Origin of the sequence: Streptomyces sp. NBC_01390, assembly GCF_045040105.1 — a bacterium.
GTDB lineage: Bacteria > Actinomycetota > Actinomycetes > Streptomycetales > Streptomycetaceae > Streptomyces.
In genome coordinates this window covers 299934-316723 of the sequence record NZ_CP109551.1, presented here as the reverse complement: position 1 = coordinate 316723, position 16790 = coordinate 299934, and the positions used below count along the sequence as shown (strand labels likewise).

The window sequence follows — 16790 nt, the reverse complement described above, 5'->3', positions numbered from 1 at the left end:
CCAGACAGCACATTCATTTAAATAATTGTGCCGAGAGTACTTCACTAACTCGAAAACGCACCCCATGCTGTTCGCCAACTCGACGAAGAGCTCCGCGGAGGAACCATGAACGACTCACGCAGACGCAGAAGTGCCGCAGCGACCTGTCTGGCGCTGACCGGAGCACTGCTTGCCGCAGGCTGCGGAGACAAGGCGTCCGACAGCTCGACCCAGGCCGACACGCTGACGGGCGCACCGGTCAAGGTGATGGTCTGGGACCCGGAGGACACCCAGGGCAGCGCCCAGCCCGGAGTCAGGCTCACCGCCCAGGCCTACGAGAAGTGGATCAACGCCAACGGTGGCATCAAGGGCGGCCCGCTGAAGGTCATCACCTGCAACGAGAAGAACGACCCCGACGAGGCGGAGAAGTGCGCCCAGCAGGCGGTCGCCGAGAAGGTCGTCGCGGTCGTGGGCTCGTACAGCCTCGCCGGCGACCGCTACATGCCCATCCTCCAGAAGGCCGGCATCCCCTACCTCGGCGGGACCGGCGTCTCGGCGGCCGAGTTCTCCAACCCCCTGTCGTTCCCGGTCAACGGCGGCACCCCGGCGGTGTTCGCTGCACACGGGCAGCAGCTGGTGCAGAGCGGCTGCAAGAAGATCTCCGGAGTGCGCTACGACGTGGCCGCGGCAGCCGTCGTCTCCCAGTTCCTGACCCTCGGCGCGGTCTCGGCCGGAGGATCGGCACCCAAGGACATCAAGGTGCCGCTCACCGCCACCGACCTCGCCCCACAGGTCGCCGCCGCGACCAAGGGCAGCGACTGCGTGAGCGTCATCATGGGCACCGCCTCGGGCCTGTTCGTGAAGTCGTACGTCCAGTCCGGCGCGAAGACGAAGCTCGCCAGCGTCGTCGGCAACCTCACGCCGGAGCTGGCCGCCAGCACCGGAGGCGCCGGCAGCCCGCTGGAGGGCGCCGCGATCACCGGCTACTACCCGCCGACCGCCGACGCGGTCTGGAAGGACTTCGTCCAGGCCGCCAAGGGCACGGACATCGATACGAGCAACGGCGCGAACGAGACGACCTGGGTCGCCTTCAAGGTCCTCACCGAAGCCGCCAAGCATCTGCCGACCATCACGTCCACGACCCTGGTGACGGAGCTGAACACCACCCCGGGCATCAACACCGGTGGCCTGACCCCGCCCCTGACCTGGAGCGAGTCGACCGCCCTGCCGATCAAGGGGCTGAACCGCATCCACAACACGACCGCCACCGAACTCACCATCCGGGACGGGAAGATCGAGTGGGCCAAGGAGGGCTCGACCTTCGTGGACGTCCGCAAGATGCTGACGGCGATGTCGGCCGGCTGACCCGAGGATCCCGAGGAGACCCGAAAAGACCCGAGGAGAACGGCCGTGCGCGACACCGGACCGCCCCTGATCGAAGCCCGTGCCCTGTCCGCCGGATACGGCACCCAGCCCGTCGTACGCGAACTCGACCTGGAGGTCCGTCCCGGCGAGGTGGTTGCACTGCTCGGCCCCAACGGCGCCGGCAAGACCACGACACTCCGGGCGCTCTCGGGCGACCTCACCCCTATGAGCGGCGACGTGCGCTGGCTGGGGGAGACCAGCCGCGCACCGCTGCACCGACGTGCCCGTCAGGGCCTCGCCTACGTCGGTGAGCGGGCCGTCTTCACCCGGCTCGACACCGCGGACAACCTACGGGTCGGCCGGGTGGCGACCGGGCCGGCCCTGGCACTCTTCCCCGAACTGGAGAAACGACTGAAGACCAGCGCGGGCATGCTGTCCGGCGGCGAGCAGCAGATGCTGTCGCTGGCCCGCGCGCTGGGCCGCGCCCCCAGGCTGCTCCTCGCGGACGAACTGTCCCTCGGTCTCGCCCCGCTCGTGGTCGACCGTCTCCTGCGCGCGGTGCGCGAGGCGGCCGACCGGGGCCTCGGTGCCCTGCTGGTCGAACAGCATGTGCGCAAGGTGCTGGACATCGCCGACCGCGTGTACGTCCTGCACCGGGGCCGCGTCACGATGACCGGCACTCCGAAGGAACTGCGCGGCGAACTGGCCGCGATCGAGTCGTCCTACCTCGCCGAAACGGCAGTCGCCGACAGAACCCGACTCGCCGACAGGACCGAACTGGCCGACAGGTCAGACCTCGTCGACAGGTCAGAAGCTGTTGTCTTTCCGGACTTGAGGACTGCGTTTCCGCTGGTCAGGCGTAGGGTCGGCGATCCCGTGGGAGTTGTGGCCTGTCGTGTTGTCGCTGCCCGGGAGGTCGTGGATGCCGTCGGTGGTTGGGCTGTTGGAACAGCGTGAGCTGGGTGCTCGCCGTCGTGTTGACGAGCTGCGGGAGGAAGCCGACCGTGTCCAGGCCGAGTTGGCCGTGGCCGAGCGGGAATGGAGGGAGTGGGCCATCGCCTGCTCGCGGGTCGGCGAGGTGCTGGCCCCCGTGGACGAGAGCGGGCAGGACCCCGCCCGGGCCGAGGGGACCGCGCCAGCCGCCGGGGAGCAGACCGGAAAGACGCCGCAGGTGCCGGAGGCAGCGAAGAGGAAGTCGCAGGTTCCGATGTGGCGTGAGGGGCTGGCCTGGTCGGTGCTGTCGGTGGACTATCAGCGCATCCTCACCGCGCTCGCGGACCGGGACCGGCTCCGTCAAGGTCCGCTGACCTGCCAGGAGTTGGCCGTGTTGTTCGGTCTTGACGTGGTGCCGGCCAAGGTGGAGGCGCTGCGGTCGAAGGCGAAGCGACTGGTCGCGCGGGGCTGGCTGGCCGAGGGGCAGCCGGGACGGTTCACGCTCGCTGCGGGTGTGGCCGGGCGAGGCGGCGGGTCATGAGCAGGGTCATCGACCAGTAGATCATCGCTTCGGCGCTGGTGGTGCGGCGTTCGTAGTCGCGTGCCAGGCGGCGGGTGCGCATCAGGTGGGCGAAGAGGCGCTCGACGATCCACCGTTTGGGCAGGACCACGAAGCCGCGCATGTCGTCGCTGCGTCTGACGATCGCGAGGACCAGGGCGAGCACGGTGAGGCAGCGCTCGACGAGGCTGCCGGTGTAGCCGCCGTCGGCCCAGACCAGCTCCAGCCGGTGGTGGGCGTCGGCGACCTGCCGCAGCAGGACCTGGGCGGCGGCGCGGTCGCCGGTGTCCGCGGCGGTGACCATCACGCCCAGCAGCAGGCCGAGCGTGTCGACCACGACGTGCCGCTTGCGCCCGTTGACCAGCTTTCCGCCGTCGAAGCCGCGGCTGTCCGCACCGACGACGGCGTCCGCCTTGACGGACTGCGAGTCGATCACGCCAGCCGTCGGCTCCGTGTCGCGCCCGTCCCTTTCGCGGATCCTTGCGCGCAGCCGGTCGTGGAACTCCTTGACCAGCCAGTGGTCGCGCCAGCGGCGGAAGAACGCGTAGACCCGGTCCCACGGCGGGAAGTCGGCGGGCATGGCCCGCCACTTGATGCCGTTGTCGACCAGGTAGCGGATCGCGTCGAGTATTGCCCGGTGGCAGTACGCCTCCGGCTGTCCGCCCCGGCCGCGCAGCCAGCCCGGCACGGGCAGCAGCGGCCGGGCCACGGTCCACTCCGCGTCCGTCATGTCCGAGGGATACCGCCGAACACGTTCCGGGTGATCGGCTGCGTTTCCGAACCGGTGGGCGACACAATCACACGTCGGTGCAGCCGAGTTGAACTCCACCGGCGTGTGCACGTACAACTGCGGCAACAGGGTCTCCTGGATCTCGGTTGGCTTCGCAACCCCGAGCTACCAAGAGGCCCTGCCTTCATGCCCGCAGCCGGCGCCAACCACCCGATCGAGACTCCCGTTCGACGCACACCCCTCAAGATCGGAACGACAACAGCTACTCAGACCTCATCGACAGGTCGGACCTCGCCGACCAGACAACCGTCCCGACCGATTGAGGTGGGTGCCCTGCCCAGCACACGTGAGCTGATCCGATCCCTCGTCCCGTCCGGCAACGCCTTCGACCAACCCGGCGACGACCTGAAGGAACTGCAACTCGAAGCCGCACGGGAGGCCTTCACCGCCCACCGAGAGAGCATCCCGCTGCTGCGCACCCGGGCGGAGGAGACCGGCGTGCACGAGATCACGGGACTGGACGATCTCGTCCCCCTTCTGTTCTCGCACACCAGCTACAAGTCGTACCCCGTCTCCCTCATCACCGCCGGCCGATGGGACCGGCTTCTGCGCTGGTACACGACGGTGTCGGCGGTCGAGCCGGGCGACGTCGACGTGGACGGTGTGAAGGACATCGACGAGTGGACCGACCGCATCACGGCCGCGGGACACCGCCCCTACATCACCAGCGGCACCTCCGGAAAGGTGTCCTTCCTCAACTGCGCCGAGAGCGACCTGGGTTTCCTCCACGACATCCTGGAACACCTCACCTGCTGGCCCGAACCGCTCCCGCCCGAGCCCACCCGCCGCGGCTATCTGCTCGCACCGGCGAGCGGCCCGATGCGCTCCATCGACGGCTTCCGCTGGCACGCGGACGTCTTCGCGAGGCCCGAGGAGACCCGGCTGCTCACCGAGGACCCGATGCGGGTCTCCGAGCTGATGGGCAGCGCTCTGCTGCGGCGCCGTATGGCGGAGGGCATCGCAACCCCGCAGGAGATCAGCTCCTTCGAAGCCGCGTCCGGGAGCCGCGAGGAGGAACTGGGCGCGGCTCTCGCCCGGATCGTCGACGACATCGCCGACCACCGCGACGAGCCGCTGCTGATCGCCGGCATGAACAACCAGCAGTTCACCCTGATCCAGGCCCTCCGCGCCCGAGGCGTGGCAGACGGGAGCCTGCACCCCGACTCACTGGTCCTCAGCGGCGGCGGCAACAAGGGGAGCGCGCTGCCCGATGACTACCAGGCCCAGTTCACCGCCTTCTACAACGGCGTACGGCGCGTCCGCAGCTACGGCATGACCGAACTCCAGGGCTCCTGCCCCGCTTGCGAGAAGGGCCGGTATCACATTCCACCGTGGGTGATCCCTCTCGTGCTGGACGAGCCGGGCGAGACGCTTCTGAACACGGAACACGGCGTCGTGGAAGGGCGCTTCGCCTTCCTGGACGTCTCCCTGGAAGGCCGCTGGGGCGGACTGATCAGCGGCGACCGGGTCTTCGTCGACTTCTCCCCGTGCGACTGCGGCCGATCAGGACCGACGGTCCTGCCGGACATCCGGCGCTACGGCGACCTCGGCGGCGACGACAAGATCACCTGCGCCGCGACACTCGACTCCTACGTGCGGGGGATGATCCACGGATGACGCCCACGACAACCACGGCGGACCCGGTGGCCGTCGTCCATGTGATCCGCGGCGAGGTCGACGCGGCCCCGCACACCACCCACGGCCGCGCGGGCGCCGACTTCACGGCGCCGGCCCTCGACATGGACCGCCTCGTGTGGCCCCGTACCGAACCAGGCCCCGCCTTCCACGTGCCCGTGGCGGAGATCGTCGACCTGTTGGTGGAGACGGGCGAGGCGCTCAAGGCGGACCGCGAGGGCCTGCTCGCCGAGGCCCTGGACCGTATGACACGGGTCAGTCCCCTCCCCGCGGAGGTCCTGGAACGCGCCTACGCCGCCCTGTGGCGCACGTTCCAACGCCCCGGCCTGTACGCCCAGATCGACCACGAACTCGGCGGCGCGGACGTACTCGACGGCTGGCGGGAGGTAAGGCTGCCCGGGGACAGGATCGCGGCCACCCGTGCGTTCCCGCCGCGACTGGTGCACATCATCGCGGGCAACGCCCCCGGGGTGGCCGCGATGTCCGTCGTACGGGGAGCCCTGACCAAGGCGTCAACCTTCTCAAACTGCCCTCGAACGACCTGTTCACGGCGACCGCGATCCTGCGCACCATGGCGGCCGTCGCCCCCGGCCACCCCGTGGTGCGCTCGTTCTCCGCCGCGTACTGGCGCGGCGGCGACGAGACGGTGGAGAGCGTGCTGTTCCGCCCCCAGTTCTTCGACAAGCTGGTCGCCTGGGGCGGCGAGTCCACGATCCGCGGGGCGCTGCGATACGTCGGTCCGGGGTTCGAGCTCGTGTCCTTCGACCCCAAGACGTCCGTCTCACTGATCGGCCGAGAGGCCTTCGACTCGCCCGAGTCACTGACCCGGGCGGCCGACGCCGGAGCCGCCGACGCCACGTTCTTCAACCAGCAGGCTTGCGTGGCGAGCCGCTTCCAGTTCGTCGAGGGCTCGGAGGAGGACGCCGACCGGTACGCCGCAGTGCTGTGCGAACGCCTGGGCGTCGCCCGGGAGTTCAGCTCGGCCGACGGCCCGCGGGTCGCCGCGGAACTCCGCGAGGAGATCGACGTACTGCGCTCACTGGCGCCCGACTACCGGGTGTGGGGCGGGTACGACGGCCGAGGCCTGGTCATTCGCTCGCCGGAGCCGGTGGACTTCCATCCCGACGGAAAAATCGTCAACGTCGTCCCGGTCGCCGCCCTGTCCGACGCCGTCCTGCACGCAGGGGTCGCCACCCAGACGGTCGGCGTCTACCCCGACACCCGCAAACCGGAACTGCGCGACGCCCTCGCCTGCGCCGGAGTGCAACGCGTCGTGTCCCTCGGCGGAGCGGGTGGCATGCCGCCGGGCCTCTCCCACGACGGCTTCTACCCCCTGCAACGGCTCATGCGCTGGGTGAACGACGAATGATCGGGCGGGCGCACGAGCGGTGGGAGTCTCACCAGCTCGACTGTTCCCCGCGTCGGCGGTTCATGTACCGGGTCAGGCGGTAACGCCCGCGGTTCGCGCGATGAGCGCGTCGAAGGCCCGGTCCGGCAGCATCCTTCGTACGAGGAGGAGCGGCCGGGCGCCGAAGCCGGCCGTGTACCGGGTGCGGGGGCGGCGGGCCGTGACGGCTCGGGTCACGGCGCGGGCCACGACGTCGGGGGACGAGGTCCTGGGCGCGTCCGGCCGGGACGCGTTCTCCAGTGACACGGCCATGGCCTCGGCCTGGTCGCTGTAAGGCCCGTCGCCCGAAGTGGCACGGAGCTTGCGGGCCGCGATGCCGCCCCACTCGGTGCGGATCACACCGGGCTCGATGACGACGACGTCGATCCCGAAACGGCGCAGCTCCAGGCGCAGGGCGTCGCTGAGTCCCTCGACCGCGAACTTGCTGGCGTGGTACCAGGCGCCCAAAGGTGTGGCGATTTTGCCGCCCATGGAACTGATGTTGACGATGGTGCCGCTGCGCTGGGACCGCATGGCCGGCAGCACGGCCCGGGTGAGCTGTGCGAGGCCGAGGAGATTGACCTCGATCTGGGAGCGGGCCTCGGACATCGGGACGTCTTCGAGCGCGCCGTACGAGCCGTATCCGGCGTTGTTCACCAGGACGTCGATCCGGCCGTGCGCCGCGAGGATGTCCGCGACGGCCTTCTCGGCCGAGGACTCGTCGGTGACGTCCAGGGCGATGGTGCGCAGGCCTGCGGCGGCCAACGGGGCCATCCGGTCGACGCGGCGGGCGGCGCCGTAGACGACGAAGCCGGCGTCGTGGAGGCGGCGGGCGGTGCTCGCGCCGATACCCGAGGACGCTCCGGTGACCAGGGCGATCTTGTTACTCATGAGAAGTCCCTTCTTGGCGGACGGGGTGGAAGTCAGGAACCGGTGCGACGGAAACCCGTGCGGATCGCGGCGAAGGCGAGGGAGAACAGCCGCGGCCACGTGGGGCGGACGGCGTACCGGGCGAAGCGCGTCGACAGGGCGAGCCAGCCCCGCTTGCTTGTCATGATCAGGTGGCCCGGCGAGGTGAAGCCGCTGGTCACGATCGACTTCTCGGCGTTCTCGAATCCCAGGAGGTTGCCGAAGTTGCCGCGACCGGAGACGAACTCGCGGCCCTCCTCGTTCCCGCCCCAGATCAGGTAGGGGTTCGTCCACACCACCGGGGGCATCGTGTTGACGCCGATGGTGCCGTAGCGGAGTTCTGTGAGCGTGCGGTCGACGGTGGTCGCGTGGGCCTTCTTGGTGTCCTCGTCGATGAGGATCGTCGCTGCCAGGGTGCCGAGGAGCTTGTCGTTGGCGAACTCGGCCGCGGCGGGAAGGAACGTCCCGGCGTCGGGTGCGACGTCGAGCGCGACCTCGCTCATGACCTGGCAGAACGCCTCGTTCTCAAGGGCGAAGCCCTCGGTGCCGACGTCTTCGATCACCATGACCTGCGAAGCGGGGCGACCGTCCACGGGCTGGATGAGCCGCCCGCTCGGATAGGCGTCGCGGAAGGCCGTGAAGGTCTGGTCGACCCCGGGGTAGCCGGTGCTGGAGCCGGGCGTGAGGTCCCGCAGGGCGACGGTGATCGCGTCCAGGAGTTGCCGCCGCTGCGGCCAGTGCCGGCTCGTCACCAGGGTCTGTGTCCGGCCGCAGATCGAGCCGCCGCTGATCGTGACGATGGTGGCGATCTGGAGCGCCTGATGGCGGATCTCCCGCTCGGTCCACGGGCGGTCGCCGGGAACCACGATGCACGGGTTGTTGCCGCCGCACTCGGAGACCAGCTCGGTGTCGGTGGCCTCCATGATCGCCTTGGCGGAGCCGGTCCCCCCGGTGAAGTAGATCTTCGAGAGGCGGGGGTCACGGGTCAGGGCGGGCCCTTCGTCGGCAGGGCAGAAGGCTGCCGCGTGAACGTCGACGAGGGGTTGCAGGACCTTCTCCCACACCCTGTCGGCGTCCTCGTTGAGGGGGTGGGGCTTGTGGACGACCACGTAACCGTCGACGAAGAGGGCCCGGATCATCTCGAACGACGACGCGACGTTCCCCGCCCCGAGCACGGCCACGATGCCGCCGGGCTTCGCGTAGGGGTCCACCCTGCGAGGCTCACCGACGACGCGCAGCACGTCGGTCCGGTCGCCATTGAGCAGGCGGTCCTTCCCGCGTGGGGAGACCCGGACGTCGAAACGGCCGTCCCCGGCAGGGGTGAGGGCGAGTGGCTGGAGCGGGCGGCCGCTGACCAGGCCCTCGTACAGGTCGATGGCGGCCGCGACGTTCACGGGCAGCGGCACCAGGACGCGCTGCACGCTCGTGCCCAGCTGGTGGGCGTCGGCCGGGTCCGCGGGGTCGATGCCCTTCGCACGGCAGTCCGCCGACACCAGTTCGTTGAAGTGCCGGTCGATGTTCGCCTGGACCAGGCGGAGCAGCCGCAGCCGCTCAGCCGCCGGGGTGGCCCGCCATCGGTCCGGGTCGACCCAGTCGACAGCCTCCGTGGCCTTCATGGCATGCCCCTTCTCTCGTTAGACGACGGCATGACCCGCTCACTCGCTCTTAGCGGACCGGCGGTACATTGAAAGTAATGTACCGCCGGTCCACAGTCAATGGACCGGCGGTCGGTTAACCTCGTGGGGTGACGACCTTCCATCGGGCACGGAGCGAAGAGCAGCGCGCGGTACGGCGGCAGAGCATCCTGGACACCGCGGCCGGCATGCTCGACGAGATGCCGGTCGCGGCCGTGAGCCTCAACGAACTCAGCCGCAGGGTCGGACTGTCCAAGTCCGCCATGTCGCTCTACTTCGAGTCACGCGAGGCCGTGCTGCTGGGCCTGCTCACCGAGGCGGCGGCCCGCTACCGGGACGAGGTCGCCGAGACGATCGCCGGGTGGGTCGACCGCTCCGCACCGGCGCCAGCGAGAGCGCGCCAGGTCGCGGCCCGGCTGGCCGCCACGTTCGCGGCCCACCCGATGCTGTGCGAACTGCTGAGCGTGCAACACGTGATCCTGGAGCACAACATCTCGGTCGAGGTCGCGACCGGGTACAAGAGGTCCTCGCGTGACGCCTTCCACTGGCTCGCCGCGAGGCTTGGTGACCTGCTCCCCGAGCTCGACGACGAGCGGGCGCTGCGCGCCGCGCACATGGTCATCATCCTCGTCGGCGCCCTGTGGATCCGCAGTCGTCCCGCCCCCTCACTGCTCGCCGCCTTCCAGGCCGACGCGAGCCTGGCGTTCATGCACCCGGCTTTCACAGAGGCCTTCGAGGCCGCGATCGGCACCTTCCTTCAGGGGCTCGTGGCGGAGACCGCCGAAGCGACCTGACGAGCTGCCACCGCTGCTGCGCGGGGCCGGATCCCCCCGAAGAGCGCCGACGACCCGCCCGCTCGCTGGGCAGCTGCGGTCACGGCATCGGTTGTGGCCTTCGGGGTTGGACTGTGGCCGGCCGGATCGGTGTTCTCTGACTGGCTGCCGCGTGGGGAGGCGGAACGCTGGGCGTTCGCCGGCGCGTTCGCCACCGTCGCCGCTGGAGCAGTCGGGGCGCCGTTCGGCGCCAAAATGTGGCGGAATCATCGAGGCGCGGAGGCGGAGGCAGGCGAGGTGGCCCTCGGGTGTCTTGTCGTGTCGAGTGGCAATGTCGACGTCGGTGCGGTGACCTGTGGGTCTGCCGCCCCGCCTGACCTGGCGCGCGTCAGGCCGCCTGGGTGAGTTCGGCGCGGCCGAACAACAGGGCGTAGCCGGACGGGAGTTGGGCGAGGATGCGGCTGACGAGTTCCTCGCCGGCGAGTCGGCCCACGATGCGAAAGACGGTGCCGGTGTCCCAGCGGGTGGTGGCCGTCGTACGACCCGTGCGGGACGCCAGGTCCCTGACGAAGCCCCAGCCGGTGAGGGGCTCGGTGGCGGGCAGCCCGGAGGCCAGGGCGACGGCGGCTTCGTACGGCATCCTCGCCGCGAGTTCCGCGCGCTCGTCGCCCGCGAGCTGGCGTCCAAGGGCGCCCAGTACGGCGCGTACGGACTCCTCGGCCTGTGCGCGGGTGGGGTACGCGCCTTCGTAGCGCACTCTTTCCAGCATCTGCTCGAACGTCATGGCCGCCGTGGGCCGGCACAGTTTCTGCTGGGAGATCACGATGACGCCGTTGCCTTTCTCGTTCGAATTGACAGTGAGGGTGAGGGTGGCTGAGGGCTATGCGAGCTGGGTGCGGCCGAACAGCAGGTCGTAGCCAGCCGGGAGTTGGAGCAGGATACGGCGGGTGACGTCCTCGCCCGCGGCGTCCGAGGCCACGCTGAACACAGCGCCCACGTCCCAGGCCGCGGTCCGTTCGGTGGCGCCCTCGATCCAGGCCGCCGTGGCCCTTACGAACCGCTCGGGGGAGAGGGGCTCGTGCGCCTGGAGCGGATTGAGCAGGATCAGTGCCAACTCCTCCGGCAGCCGCGCCGCCAGTTCTGCCCGGACCTCGCCCACCAGGTGAGCGCCCAGCAGTGCCAGCACCGTGCGGGCCGCCCGCTCTGCCTCCTCGGTGGTCTCGTACGCGCCACGCTCCTTGACCTGGTCCAGAAACGCGCTCCATCGCATGGCCATTGCTGCTCCCTGGCGTGTGTGGCGGTGAGCGGGGGACGGGGGCGGCCCCGGGAGGGCCGGCTCCCCGTCTCCCGCGTGGCGGCGGATCAGCGCCGGATCAGCTGCGGATCTCCTTGTGCGCGGCGCCGCCGCCGATGGCGACCTTGCGGGACTTGGCGCGCTCGGCGATCGGGATACGCAGGGTCAGCACACCTGCGTCGTAGTCCGCCCTGATGTGCTCGGTGTCCAGGGTGTCGGCCAGCACGAGCTGTCGCGAGAAGACGCCCAGAGGTCGCTCGGAGAGTTCCATCTGTACGTCGTCCGCCTTGGTGACCGGCCGCCGCTCGGCCTTCACGGTCAGCATGTTGCGCTCGACGTCGATGTCGATCGCTTCCTTGGAGACGCCGGGCAGGTCGAGGGCGATCACGTACTCCTCGCCCTCGCGGTAGGCGTCCATCGGCATCGCCGACGGCCGCGACCAGGTGCCGGTCGTGTTCAGGAGCTGCTGGGTGAGCCGATCGAGCTCACGGAACGGGTCGGTGCGCATCAACACTGTGAACACCTCCAATGTTCAGGTCAGGCAGTTGCTGCCAATGCGTTCACCCGTATTCGTTGTAACATGTCATCGAAGTGATGACAAGTAGAACGTCGTCCATGCGACGACACAGTGCTGGAGGCCCCGTGACCATGGACGATCAGCCCGCCCCCCGGGCGCCCGGTCTCACCCCCACGTCGTTCCTCGCCGCCGCCGCGGCGCTCAACACGATCCACGAAGCCGTTCGCACGGCACGGACAGCGGGGGACGAGGAACACTCCGAGCCCGGCCGGACAGGCTCCGCGGAGGCACTCGCCGCGCTGCTGCTGCTCCGTGAAGTGCGTGATCAGCTCGCCGAGTGGGAGCCGGGCCTGATCGAAGAGGCCCGGGAAGCGGGCGCCAGCTGGGCCGACCTCGCCCATCCGCTCGGCGTCTCCAGCCGTCAGGCCGCCGAACGCCGCTACCTGCGGGTGCGCCCCGGAAATCCGGGGTCCACGGGCGAACAGCGGGTACGCGCCACCCGCGACCGTCGGGCCGCCGACCGCACCGTGACGACCTGGGCTCGCGCCAATGCCGCCGACCTGCGCCGGCTCGCCGGTCAGATCACCGCGCTCACCGACCTCCCCGCCGACGCGCGCACCTCACTCGCCGAACTCACCGTCGCCCTCGCCGACAACGACACCGCCGCCCTTGTCGGTCCCCTGTCGCTGACCCACGCGTATCTGACGTCCGGCCATCCCGACCTCGCCGCACGCGTCGACGACATCGCCCGCCACACCGACCGACTCCGCCGGCACAGTGGTGACCAACGACAGAACGGAACCTGACCGCCGCACCTTTCCGGTTCACCCGCGGGGGCGCTACCTCCCTGTTCCCGGCGGGTGAACCGGGGAAGACCGGAAGACCGGAAGACCGTGAGACGGGGCAGCCCGACCGTGTGGACGAAGGCCGTCAGTGGTGGTGGCCCTGTCGGCCGAGCGTTTCGACGGGGGTCGCGCCCGGGCGGGTCCACTGCGGCACGGGGCGGCTGGTCGGTCCCCAGTCACTGTTTCCCTCCGCGTCCGAGCGCCAGGACCAGCAGGCGTGGCGTCCCTCGGGCCAGCCCTCAGGGTTGTCCTCCCATGCCTCGCCGCGGCCGTACGGAGTCATGTCGAGCAGGCTGAGAGACCCGTTGACGGCCTCGTTGCCGCGGCCCGTCGTGGAGTAGGTGAGGAACACGCGGTCGCCGTCGTGCAGGAAGCAGGTGAGGTACCCCATGTCGCCGCCGACCGGCCCGTCCACGTCACGCACCGAGTACCAGGGCTGGGCGTAACCCATGAACTCGGTGTAGGCGGCCACCTCGCCCCAACGCCCCGTGGTCAGGACGGCGAACGAGACGCCGCGAGCGTTGAGGTAGGCGGCGTCCTGCAGATGCCAGGCCGTCGTCGTGCAGCCCTCGCACTGCCCCTGATGCGGCGCGCCGTCGTACCACATGTGCTTGTAGACCACGAGCTCGTCGCGCCCCTGGAACAGCTCCAGGAACGGGACCGGCCCCTCGGGCCCGACGATCTCGACCGTCCCGTCGAGTTCCACCATCGGCAGCCGACGTCGGGCCGCCGCCAGGGCGTCGCCCGCGTGGGTGTGAGCCTTCTCGCGGATCAGCAGCTCGTCACGGGCGGCCTGCCATTCGGGCAGGCCGACGACGGGCGGGCGGCCGGGCAGCGCGGCGGTCGGATCATGGGGCGTAGTCGTCATGGGGGCCTCCGTGGTGTCTCCTGCGGGACGGCGTCGTACGACGTCCCGCGACGGTCACCGGGGCAGACTGCCGTCCCGGCCGAAACTCATCGCCGCGCAGCCTTCGGCCGAGTCGGCCGGCCACCCCTCGGCCTCAGCCCTGGCTACGCCAACTGACCGGACACACGCCGATGAACGGTTCCTCGGTGCTCAGTTCGCCTCGGGCTGCTCGTCGGCCGGGGCCGCCGCGGTCGGGGTCGGGCCCTGCGCGTCGGGAGTGGTGTAGTAGACGGAGTGGCCCTGCTTGGTGCGCTGGGCATGGCTCTTGGCGACAAGCCCTTCGACCGTCGTGCGTACGACGGTCGTCTTGATGCCACGGTCGGGGTGGGCCTCACCGAGCGCGGTGGCGATTTCCGCCGCGGAGCGGGGTTCAGTCTGATCGGCGAGGTGGCGGCGGATCAGTTCGACAAGGGTGGGCTGGGCCGCCTTCGTGGCCGCCGACTTGACTACGGCCTCGGACTTCTTGGCAACCGGCTTCCCGGACGCCTCACTGCCCCGAGCAGTGACCGTCTTCTTCGCCCGCGTCCCCTTGCCCGCACTGTGCTGCGGGGTGGCTTTCTGCCGAGGCACCGCGGATGTCGCCGCTGACTTGGGGGCAGGCTGGGCGGCGGTGTCCGTGGCGCCGAGTGCGTTTCGCATGTTCGTCAGCACGGTGTTGTCGTGCTGCAAAGCCCGCAGTTGTTCCTGCAGGGCCTCGATCTCCGCGCCGATGCGGTCCTGTTCCTTGGCGTTGCGATCAAGGTCGTTGGCCACCTGTGCCATGTATTGAGATGTCAGTTCGGTGGTGGGGGTCTTGCTGTCGGGCATGCTGCCGGCCTTTCCTCGGGGGGCGTCCGCAGAGCGGTGAAGCAACTCGCGGGGCGGGCGCCTGGGTTGAGCGGTGATGCGGCGGCGCGTGAACGGGCCATGAGTAGGTCGCACCTGGTGAGGGCTTGCCTCGGTATCGAGATACTACGGGCGGGCGGAGCTGCTTGTTCGACGGAGTTCATGTTGGGTTCAGGTTGGGTCACAAGTGCGTTGTCGGGCACGACTGTTGTCGAGTGCCGTCGAGGCTGTTCGCCTTTGCGAGTCGGTCACGGGCGTTCGTTGCCGACGGATCCCGCACTTCGGCCTCGGAGGCTCAGGACAGGTGACTGTGCGAAGCGCGAGGTCCGGTGCGGTCACCAACGGGCGGACGACTACGGCCGGTTGGGCACCCGCAGGGCGAGGAGGGCGACGTCGTCGTCGTTGGCGACGGGGCGGACCCGGCTCAGCATCTGGTCGATGAGGGAGGTCAGCGGGCGGTGGGCGAGGGCGGCGGCGTGACGGCGCAGTCGGTGCAGGCCCTCGTCCAGAGAGTGTCCGGGTTCCTCGATCAGGCCGTCGGTGTAGAGCAGGAGGGTGGATCCGGGCGGCAGCAGGACGGTGGCGTCGGAGCGGGGCCTATGGGCTCCGGTGCCCAGGAGAATGCCGTGGCCGTCGGTGAGATAGTCGGCCAGCCCGTCGTGGCTTATCAGCAGCGGCGGCGGATGGCCGGCGTTGGTCCAGGTCAGCTTCCACTGGCCGTCGTGCGTCTCTTCGACCCGGGCGAGGATCATCGTGGCCATGTCGACGTCCGTGATGTGCAGGACCGCCTCGTCCAGGCGCTCGACGATCCGACTGGGGGGCTCCTGCAGGGCCCAGGCGTAGGCGCGGAGCATGTTGCGCACCTGTGCCATGCCGGCTGCCGCCTCCAGGTCATGGCCGACCACGTCGCCGATGGCCAGCGCGGTGGCGCCGTCGGCCAGGGAGAAGGCGTCGTACCAGTCGCCGCCGACCTGTGAGGCGTCGGGCGCCGGCAGGTAGCGCACCGTCATCTCCAGACCCGGCACACGCGGCATCTGGGGGAGCAGGTGGTTCTGCATGGTCTCGGCGACCTTGCGCTGGCGCTGGTAGAGACGCGCGTTGTCCAGAGCCAGGCCCGCGCGGCGGGCGATGTCCTCGATGAGGGGGAGGTCGACGGTGGCGAAGTCACCCGGCTGCTTGGCACGGCCCAGGGTCAGCGCGCCGAGGACGGCACGGGTGCTGCGGATGGGGGCGATGGCCGCCGAGTGAATGCCCGTGGCGTCGAACAGGCGGCGCTGTTCCACCGCGATACCGGAATCCGGCGGCCCCTGGTAGGTCTGCGGGCCGGCCAGGGTCGACGCGACCCCGCGCAGAGCCCTGGACAGGGGCATCGGGGACTCCTCGGGGACCGGTGGCATCGGCCCCTGGAGTTCCTCGTGGTGCACAAGGCCGTCAGCGTCCGCCTCGGCCACGACAGTGCGCCACACCTCGTCGCGCTCGGTGATCAGATCGATGATCGCCCAGTCCGCCAGCCGGGGCACCACCAAGGTCACCAGCCGCCGTAGCGCCTCTTCGACGTCGAGAGTGGAGGTCAGTTGTGTGGTGGTCGCGGCGAGCAGAGCGAGCCGTTCGATTTCCGGCAGCAGGGTGGCCTCCGGCTGCGGCAGTGAGGGTGCCGGCCGGTGCCGAGGGTGGAAGATGACGAGCGTGTTGTGTTCATGTTCGCCGAGGTCGTGATCGCCGAGGTCGAAGGGGGTGATCAGCCACGAGATGGGCAGTAGCGAGCCGTCCCCGCGCGCGAAGTAGTCCTCCTCGGCCTGAGCGGTACGCCGGCCATGGAAGGCCTGCCGCATACGGCACTGGGTCCTGGGCAGGGGCTGGCCGTGCGCGTCCCGGTGCAGCAGGTCGTGCGCGTCATGGCCGAAAAGATCTCCGGCCGACCGGTCCAGAAGCTGCTCGGCGCGGGAGTTGACGGCGATGATCCGGCCCTGCTCGTCCACGACGTAGGCCCCGGTCCCGAAGGCTTCCAGCGTCTCGACGAGCCCGGTGGTCGGCGGCGCCACGGGCCGTTTCCCGCGGGTGTCCGTATCTTCCGGTCCTGCCATGCCCTGAACTCCCTACCTGACTTGCGGCCCGCCTCCTTGACGGTATCTGCCTTTCCGACTGCCCCGCCGTCGACCGATTCAGCCCCACGCTCGCTCGCAGTGGGCAAACCGACACCGGCTGCTTGCGTGTGTTGACCTTGGTCGGCGCTTTGGGTGTTTCGGGTGATACGAGCTCCTGCCGCCCGTGGTCGGCTCGGTCGCGACTCTGTCGCCACGGCGCGTACCGCGTACGTCTGCAGGCGCCGGGTACCCGGCCTCGGCACACACAGGATCTCCGTCACGGAAGCCGTCGGCGGTGGGGCCACCGGCCTGGCGGCGTACCGGCGTCCTGGGCGGCTTCAGGGGGTTCGAGAC

The 16790-nt window shown here is 69.9% G+C and carries 15 protein-coding genes and 1 pseudogene; 7 read left to right on the top strand and 9 right to left on the bottom strand.

The genetic code is table 11. The annotated features are described in order from the left end of the window. Nucleotides 1–105: 105 nt before the first annotated feature. From OG241_RS01180 to OG241_RS01170, 3 genes are read left to right on the top strand one after another with little or no spacing between them, the layout of a single operon-like run. A complete protein-coding gene (locus OG241_RS01180) occupies nucleotides 106–1344 on the top strand; it encodes an ABC transporter substrate-binding protein (RefSeq protein ID WP_405812948.1) in 1239 nt (412 codons plus the stop codon). A gap of 45 nt (nucleotides 1345–1389) precedes the next feature. Continuing rightward, a complete protein-coding gene (locus tag OG241_RS01175; RefSeq protein ID WP_405812946.1) occupies nucleotides 1390–2301 on the top strand; it encodes an ABC transporter ATP-binding protein in 912 nt (303 codons plus the stop codon). Beyond that, nucleotides 2267–2818, top strand: a complete 552-nt coding sequence (locus OG241_RS01170) for a hypothetical protein (protein ID WP_405812652.1) — start codon at nucleotides 2267–2269, stop codon at nucleotides 2816–2818. The genes OG241_RS01175 and OG241_RS01170 overlap by 35 nt, the downstream gene beginning before the upstream one ends. On the opposite strand, the gene OG241_RS01165 is transcribed toward OG241_RS01170, so the two are convergent. Beyond that, nucleotides 2775–3566, bottom strand: coding sequence for an IS5 family transposase (locus tag OG241_RS01165; protein WP_405812650.1), 792 nt, complete (start codon nucleotides 3564–3566; stop codon nucleotides 2775–2777). The two genes, OG241_RS01170 and OG241_RS01165, sit on opposite strands and share 44 nt — an antisense overlap. A 324-nt stretch (nucleotides 3567–3890) precedes the next feature. Between OG241_RS01165 and OG241_RS01160 the strand changes: the two genes are divergently transcribed. Next, complete coding sequence (locus tag OG241_RS01160; protein ID WP_405812944.1) at nucleotides 3891–5243, top strand: hypothetical protein; 1353 nt, start codon at nucleotides 3891–3893, stop codon at nucleotides 5241–5243. Beyond that, nucleotides 5240–6630, top strand: a pseudogene (locus OG241_RS01155) (acyl-CoA reductase). Before OG241_RS01160 ends, OG241_RS01155 begins: the two are co-directional and overlap by 4 nt. 72 nt (nucleotides 6631–6702) lie before the next feature. On the opposite strand, the gene OG241_RS01150 reads toward OG241_RS01155, so the two are convergent. Together OG241_RS01150 and OG241_RS01145 are read right to left on the bottom strand one after the other, a co-directional pair. Next, on the bottom strand, nucleotides 6703–7539 hold the full coding sequence (locus tag OG241_RS01150) for an oxidoreductase (RefSeq protein WP_405812942.1): 837 nt from the start codon (nucleotides 7537–7539) through the stop codon (nucleotides 6703–6705). 32 nt (nucleotides 7540–7571) lie between these two features. Then, entirely contained in the window at nucleotides 7572–9173 is a 1602-nt protein-coding gene (locus tag OG241_RS01145) for an aldehyde dehydrogenase family protein (protein ID WP_405812940.1), read from the bottom strand. A 128-nt stretch (nucleotides 9174–9301) separates the two neighbouring features. Between OG241_RS01145 and OG241_RS01140 the strand changes: the two genes are divergently transcribed. Then, a complete protein-coding gene (locus OG241_RS01140; protein ID WP_405812938.1) occupies nucleotides 9302–9985 on the top strand; it encodes a TetR family transcriptional regulator in 684 nt (227 codons plus the stop codon). Nucleotides 9986–10352: 367 nt separating this feature from the next. Here the strand turns inward: OG241_RS01140 and OG241_RS01135 are convergent, their stop codons facing one another. The 3 genes from OG241_RS01135 to OG241_RS01125 form a co-directional block, all read right to left on the bottom strand. Next, the gene (locus tag OG241_RS01135; RefSeq protein ID WP_405825989.1) at nucleotides 10353–10748 is read right to left on the bottom strand and encodes a DUF2267 domain-containing protein; all 396 of its coding nucleotides are present in this window, start codon (nucleotides 10746–10748) and stop codon (nucleotides 10353–10355) included. A gap of 96 nt (nucleotides 10749–10844) precedes the next feature. After that, nucleotides 10845–11240 carry a DUF2267 domain-containing protein gene (locus tag OG241_RS01130; RefSeq protein ID WP_405812936.1) on the bottom strand — a complete coding sequence of 132 codons (396 nt, stop codon included), beginning with the start codon at nucleotides 11238–11240 and terminating at the stop codon, nucleotides 10845–10847. A 97-nt stretch (nucleotides 11241–11337) separates the two neighbouring features. Beyond that, nucleotides 11338–11772, bottom strand: a complete 435-nt coding sequence (locus OG241_RS01125) for an Hsp20/alpha crystallin family protein (protein WP_405812934.1) — start codon at nucleotides 11770–11772, stop codon at nucleotides 11338–11340. Between the two features lie 134 nt (nucleotides 11773–11906). Between OG241_RS01125 and OG241_RS01120 the strand changes: the two genes are divergently transcribed. Beyond that, entirely contained in the window at nucleotides 11907–12581 is a 675-nt protein-coding gene (locus tag OG241_RS01120) for a type III effector protein (protein ID WP_405825987.1), read from the top strand. A 124-nt stretch (nucleotides 12582–12705) separates the two neighbouring features. On the opposite strand, the gene OG241_RS01115 is transcribed toward OG241_RS01120, so the two are convergent. The 3 genes from OG241_RS01115 to OG241_RS01105 form a co-directional block, all read right to left on the bottom strand. Beyond that, nucleotides 12706–13488, bottom strand: a complete 783-nt coding sequence (locus OG241_RS01115; RefSeq protein WP_405812932.1) for a DUF899 family protein — start codon at nucleotides 13486–13488, stop codon at nucleotides 12706–12708. 189 nt (nucleotides 13489–13677) lie between these two features. Then, nucleotides 13678–14334 (bottom strand): hypothetical protein, encoded by a 657-nt coding sequence (locus OG241_RS01110; RefSeq protein WP_405812930.1) that lies wholly within the window; start codon nucleotides 14332–14334, stop codon nucleotides 13678–13680. 371 nt (nucleotides 14335–14705) lie between these two features. Next, nucleotides 14706–16436, bottom strand: a complete 1731-nt coding sequence (locus OG241_RS01105) for a SpoIIE family protein phosphatase (protein ID WP_405812928.1) — start codon at nucleotides 16434–16436, stop codon at nucleotides 14706–14708. Nucleotides 16437–16790: the final 354 nt, after the last annotated feature.

Excerpts from the sequence above, each read along its gene's own strand:
- OG241_RS01180 (WP_405812948.1), top strand. The coding sequence starts at position 106 with ATGAACGACTCACGCAGACGCAGAAGTGCCGCAGCGACCTGTCTGGCG.
- OG241_RS01170 (WP_405812652.1), top strand. The coding sequence starts at position 2,267 with ATGCCGTCGGTGGTTGGGCTGTTGGAACAGCGTGAGCTGGGTGCTCGC.
- OG241_RS01165 (WP_405812650.1), bottom strand. The coding sequence starts at position 3,566 with ATGACGGACGCGGAGTGGACCGTGGCCCGGCCGCTGCTGCCCGTGCCG.
- OG241_RS01150 (WP_405812942.1), bottom strand. The coding sequence starts at position 7,539 with ATGAGTAACAAGATCGCCCTGGTCACCGGAGCGTCCTCGGGTATCGGC.
- OG241_RS01145 (WP_405812940.1), bottom strand. The coding sequence starts at position 9,173 with ATGAAGGCCACGGAGGCTGTCGACTGGGTCGACCCGGACCGATGGCGG.
- OG241_RS01135 (WP_405825989.1), bottom strand. The coding sequence starts at position 10,748 with ATGACGTTCGAGCAGATGCTGGAAAGAGTGCGCTACGAAGGCGCGTAC.
- OG241_RS01130 (WP_405812936.1), bottom strand. The coding sequence starts at position 11,240 with ATGGCCATGCGATGGAGCGCGTTTCTGGACCAGGTCAAGGAGCGTGGC.
- OG241_RS01120 (WP_405825987.1), top strand. The coding sequence starts at position 11,907 with ATGGACGATCAGCCCGCCCCCCGGGCGCCCGGTCTCACCCCCACGTCG.
- OG241_RS01115 (WP_405812932.1), bottom strand. The coding sequence starts at position 13,488 with ATGACGACTACGCCCCATGATCCGACCGCCGCGCTGCCCGGCCGCCCG.
- OG241_RS01110 (WP_405812930.1), bottom strand. The coding sequence starts at position 14,334 with ATGCCCGACAGCAAGACCCCCACCACCGAACTGACATCTCAATACATG.
- OG241_RS01105 (WP_405812928.1), bottom strand. The coding sequence starts at position 16,436 with ATGGCAGGACCGGAAGATACGGACACCCGCGGGAAACGGCCCGTGGCG.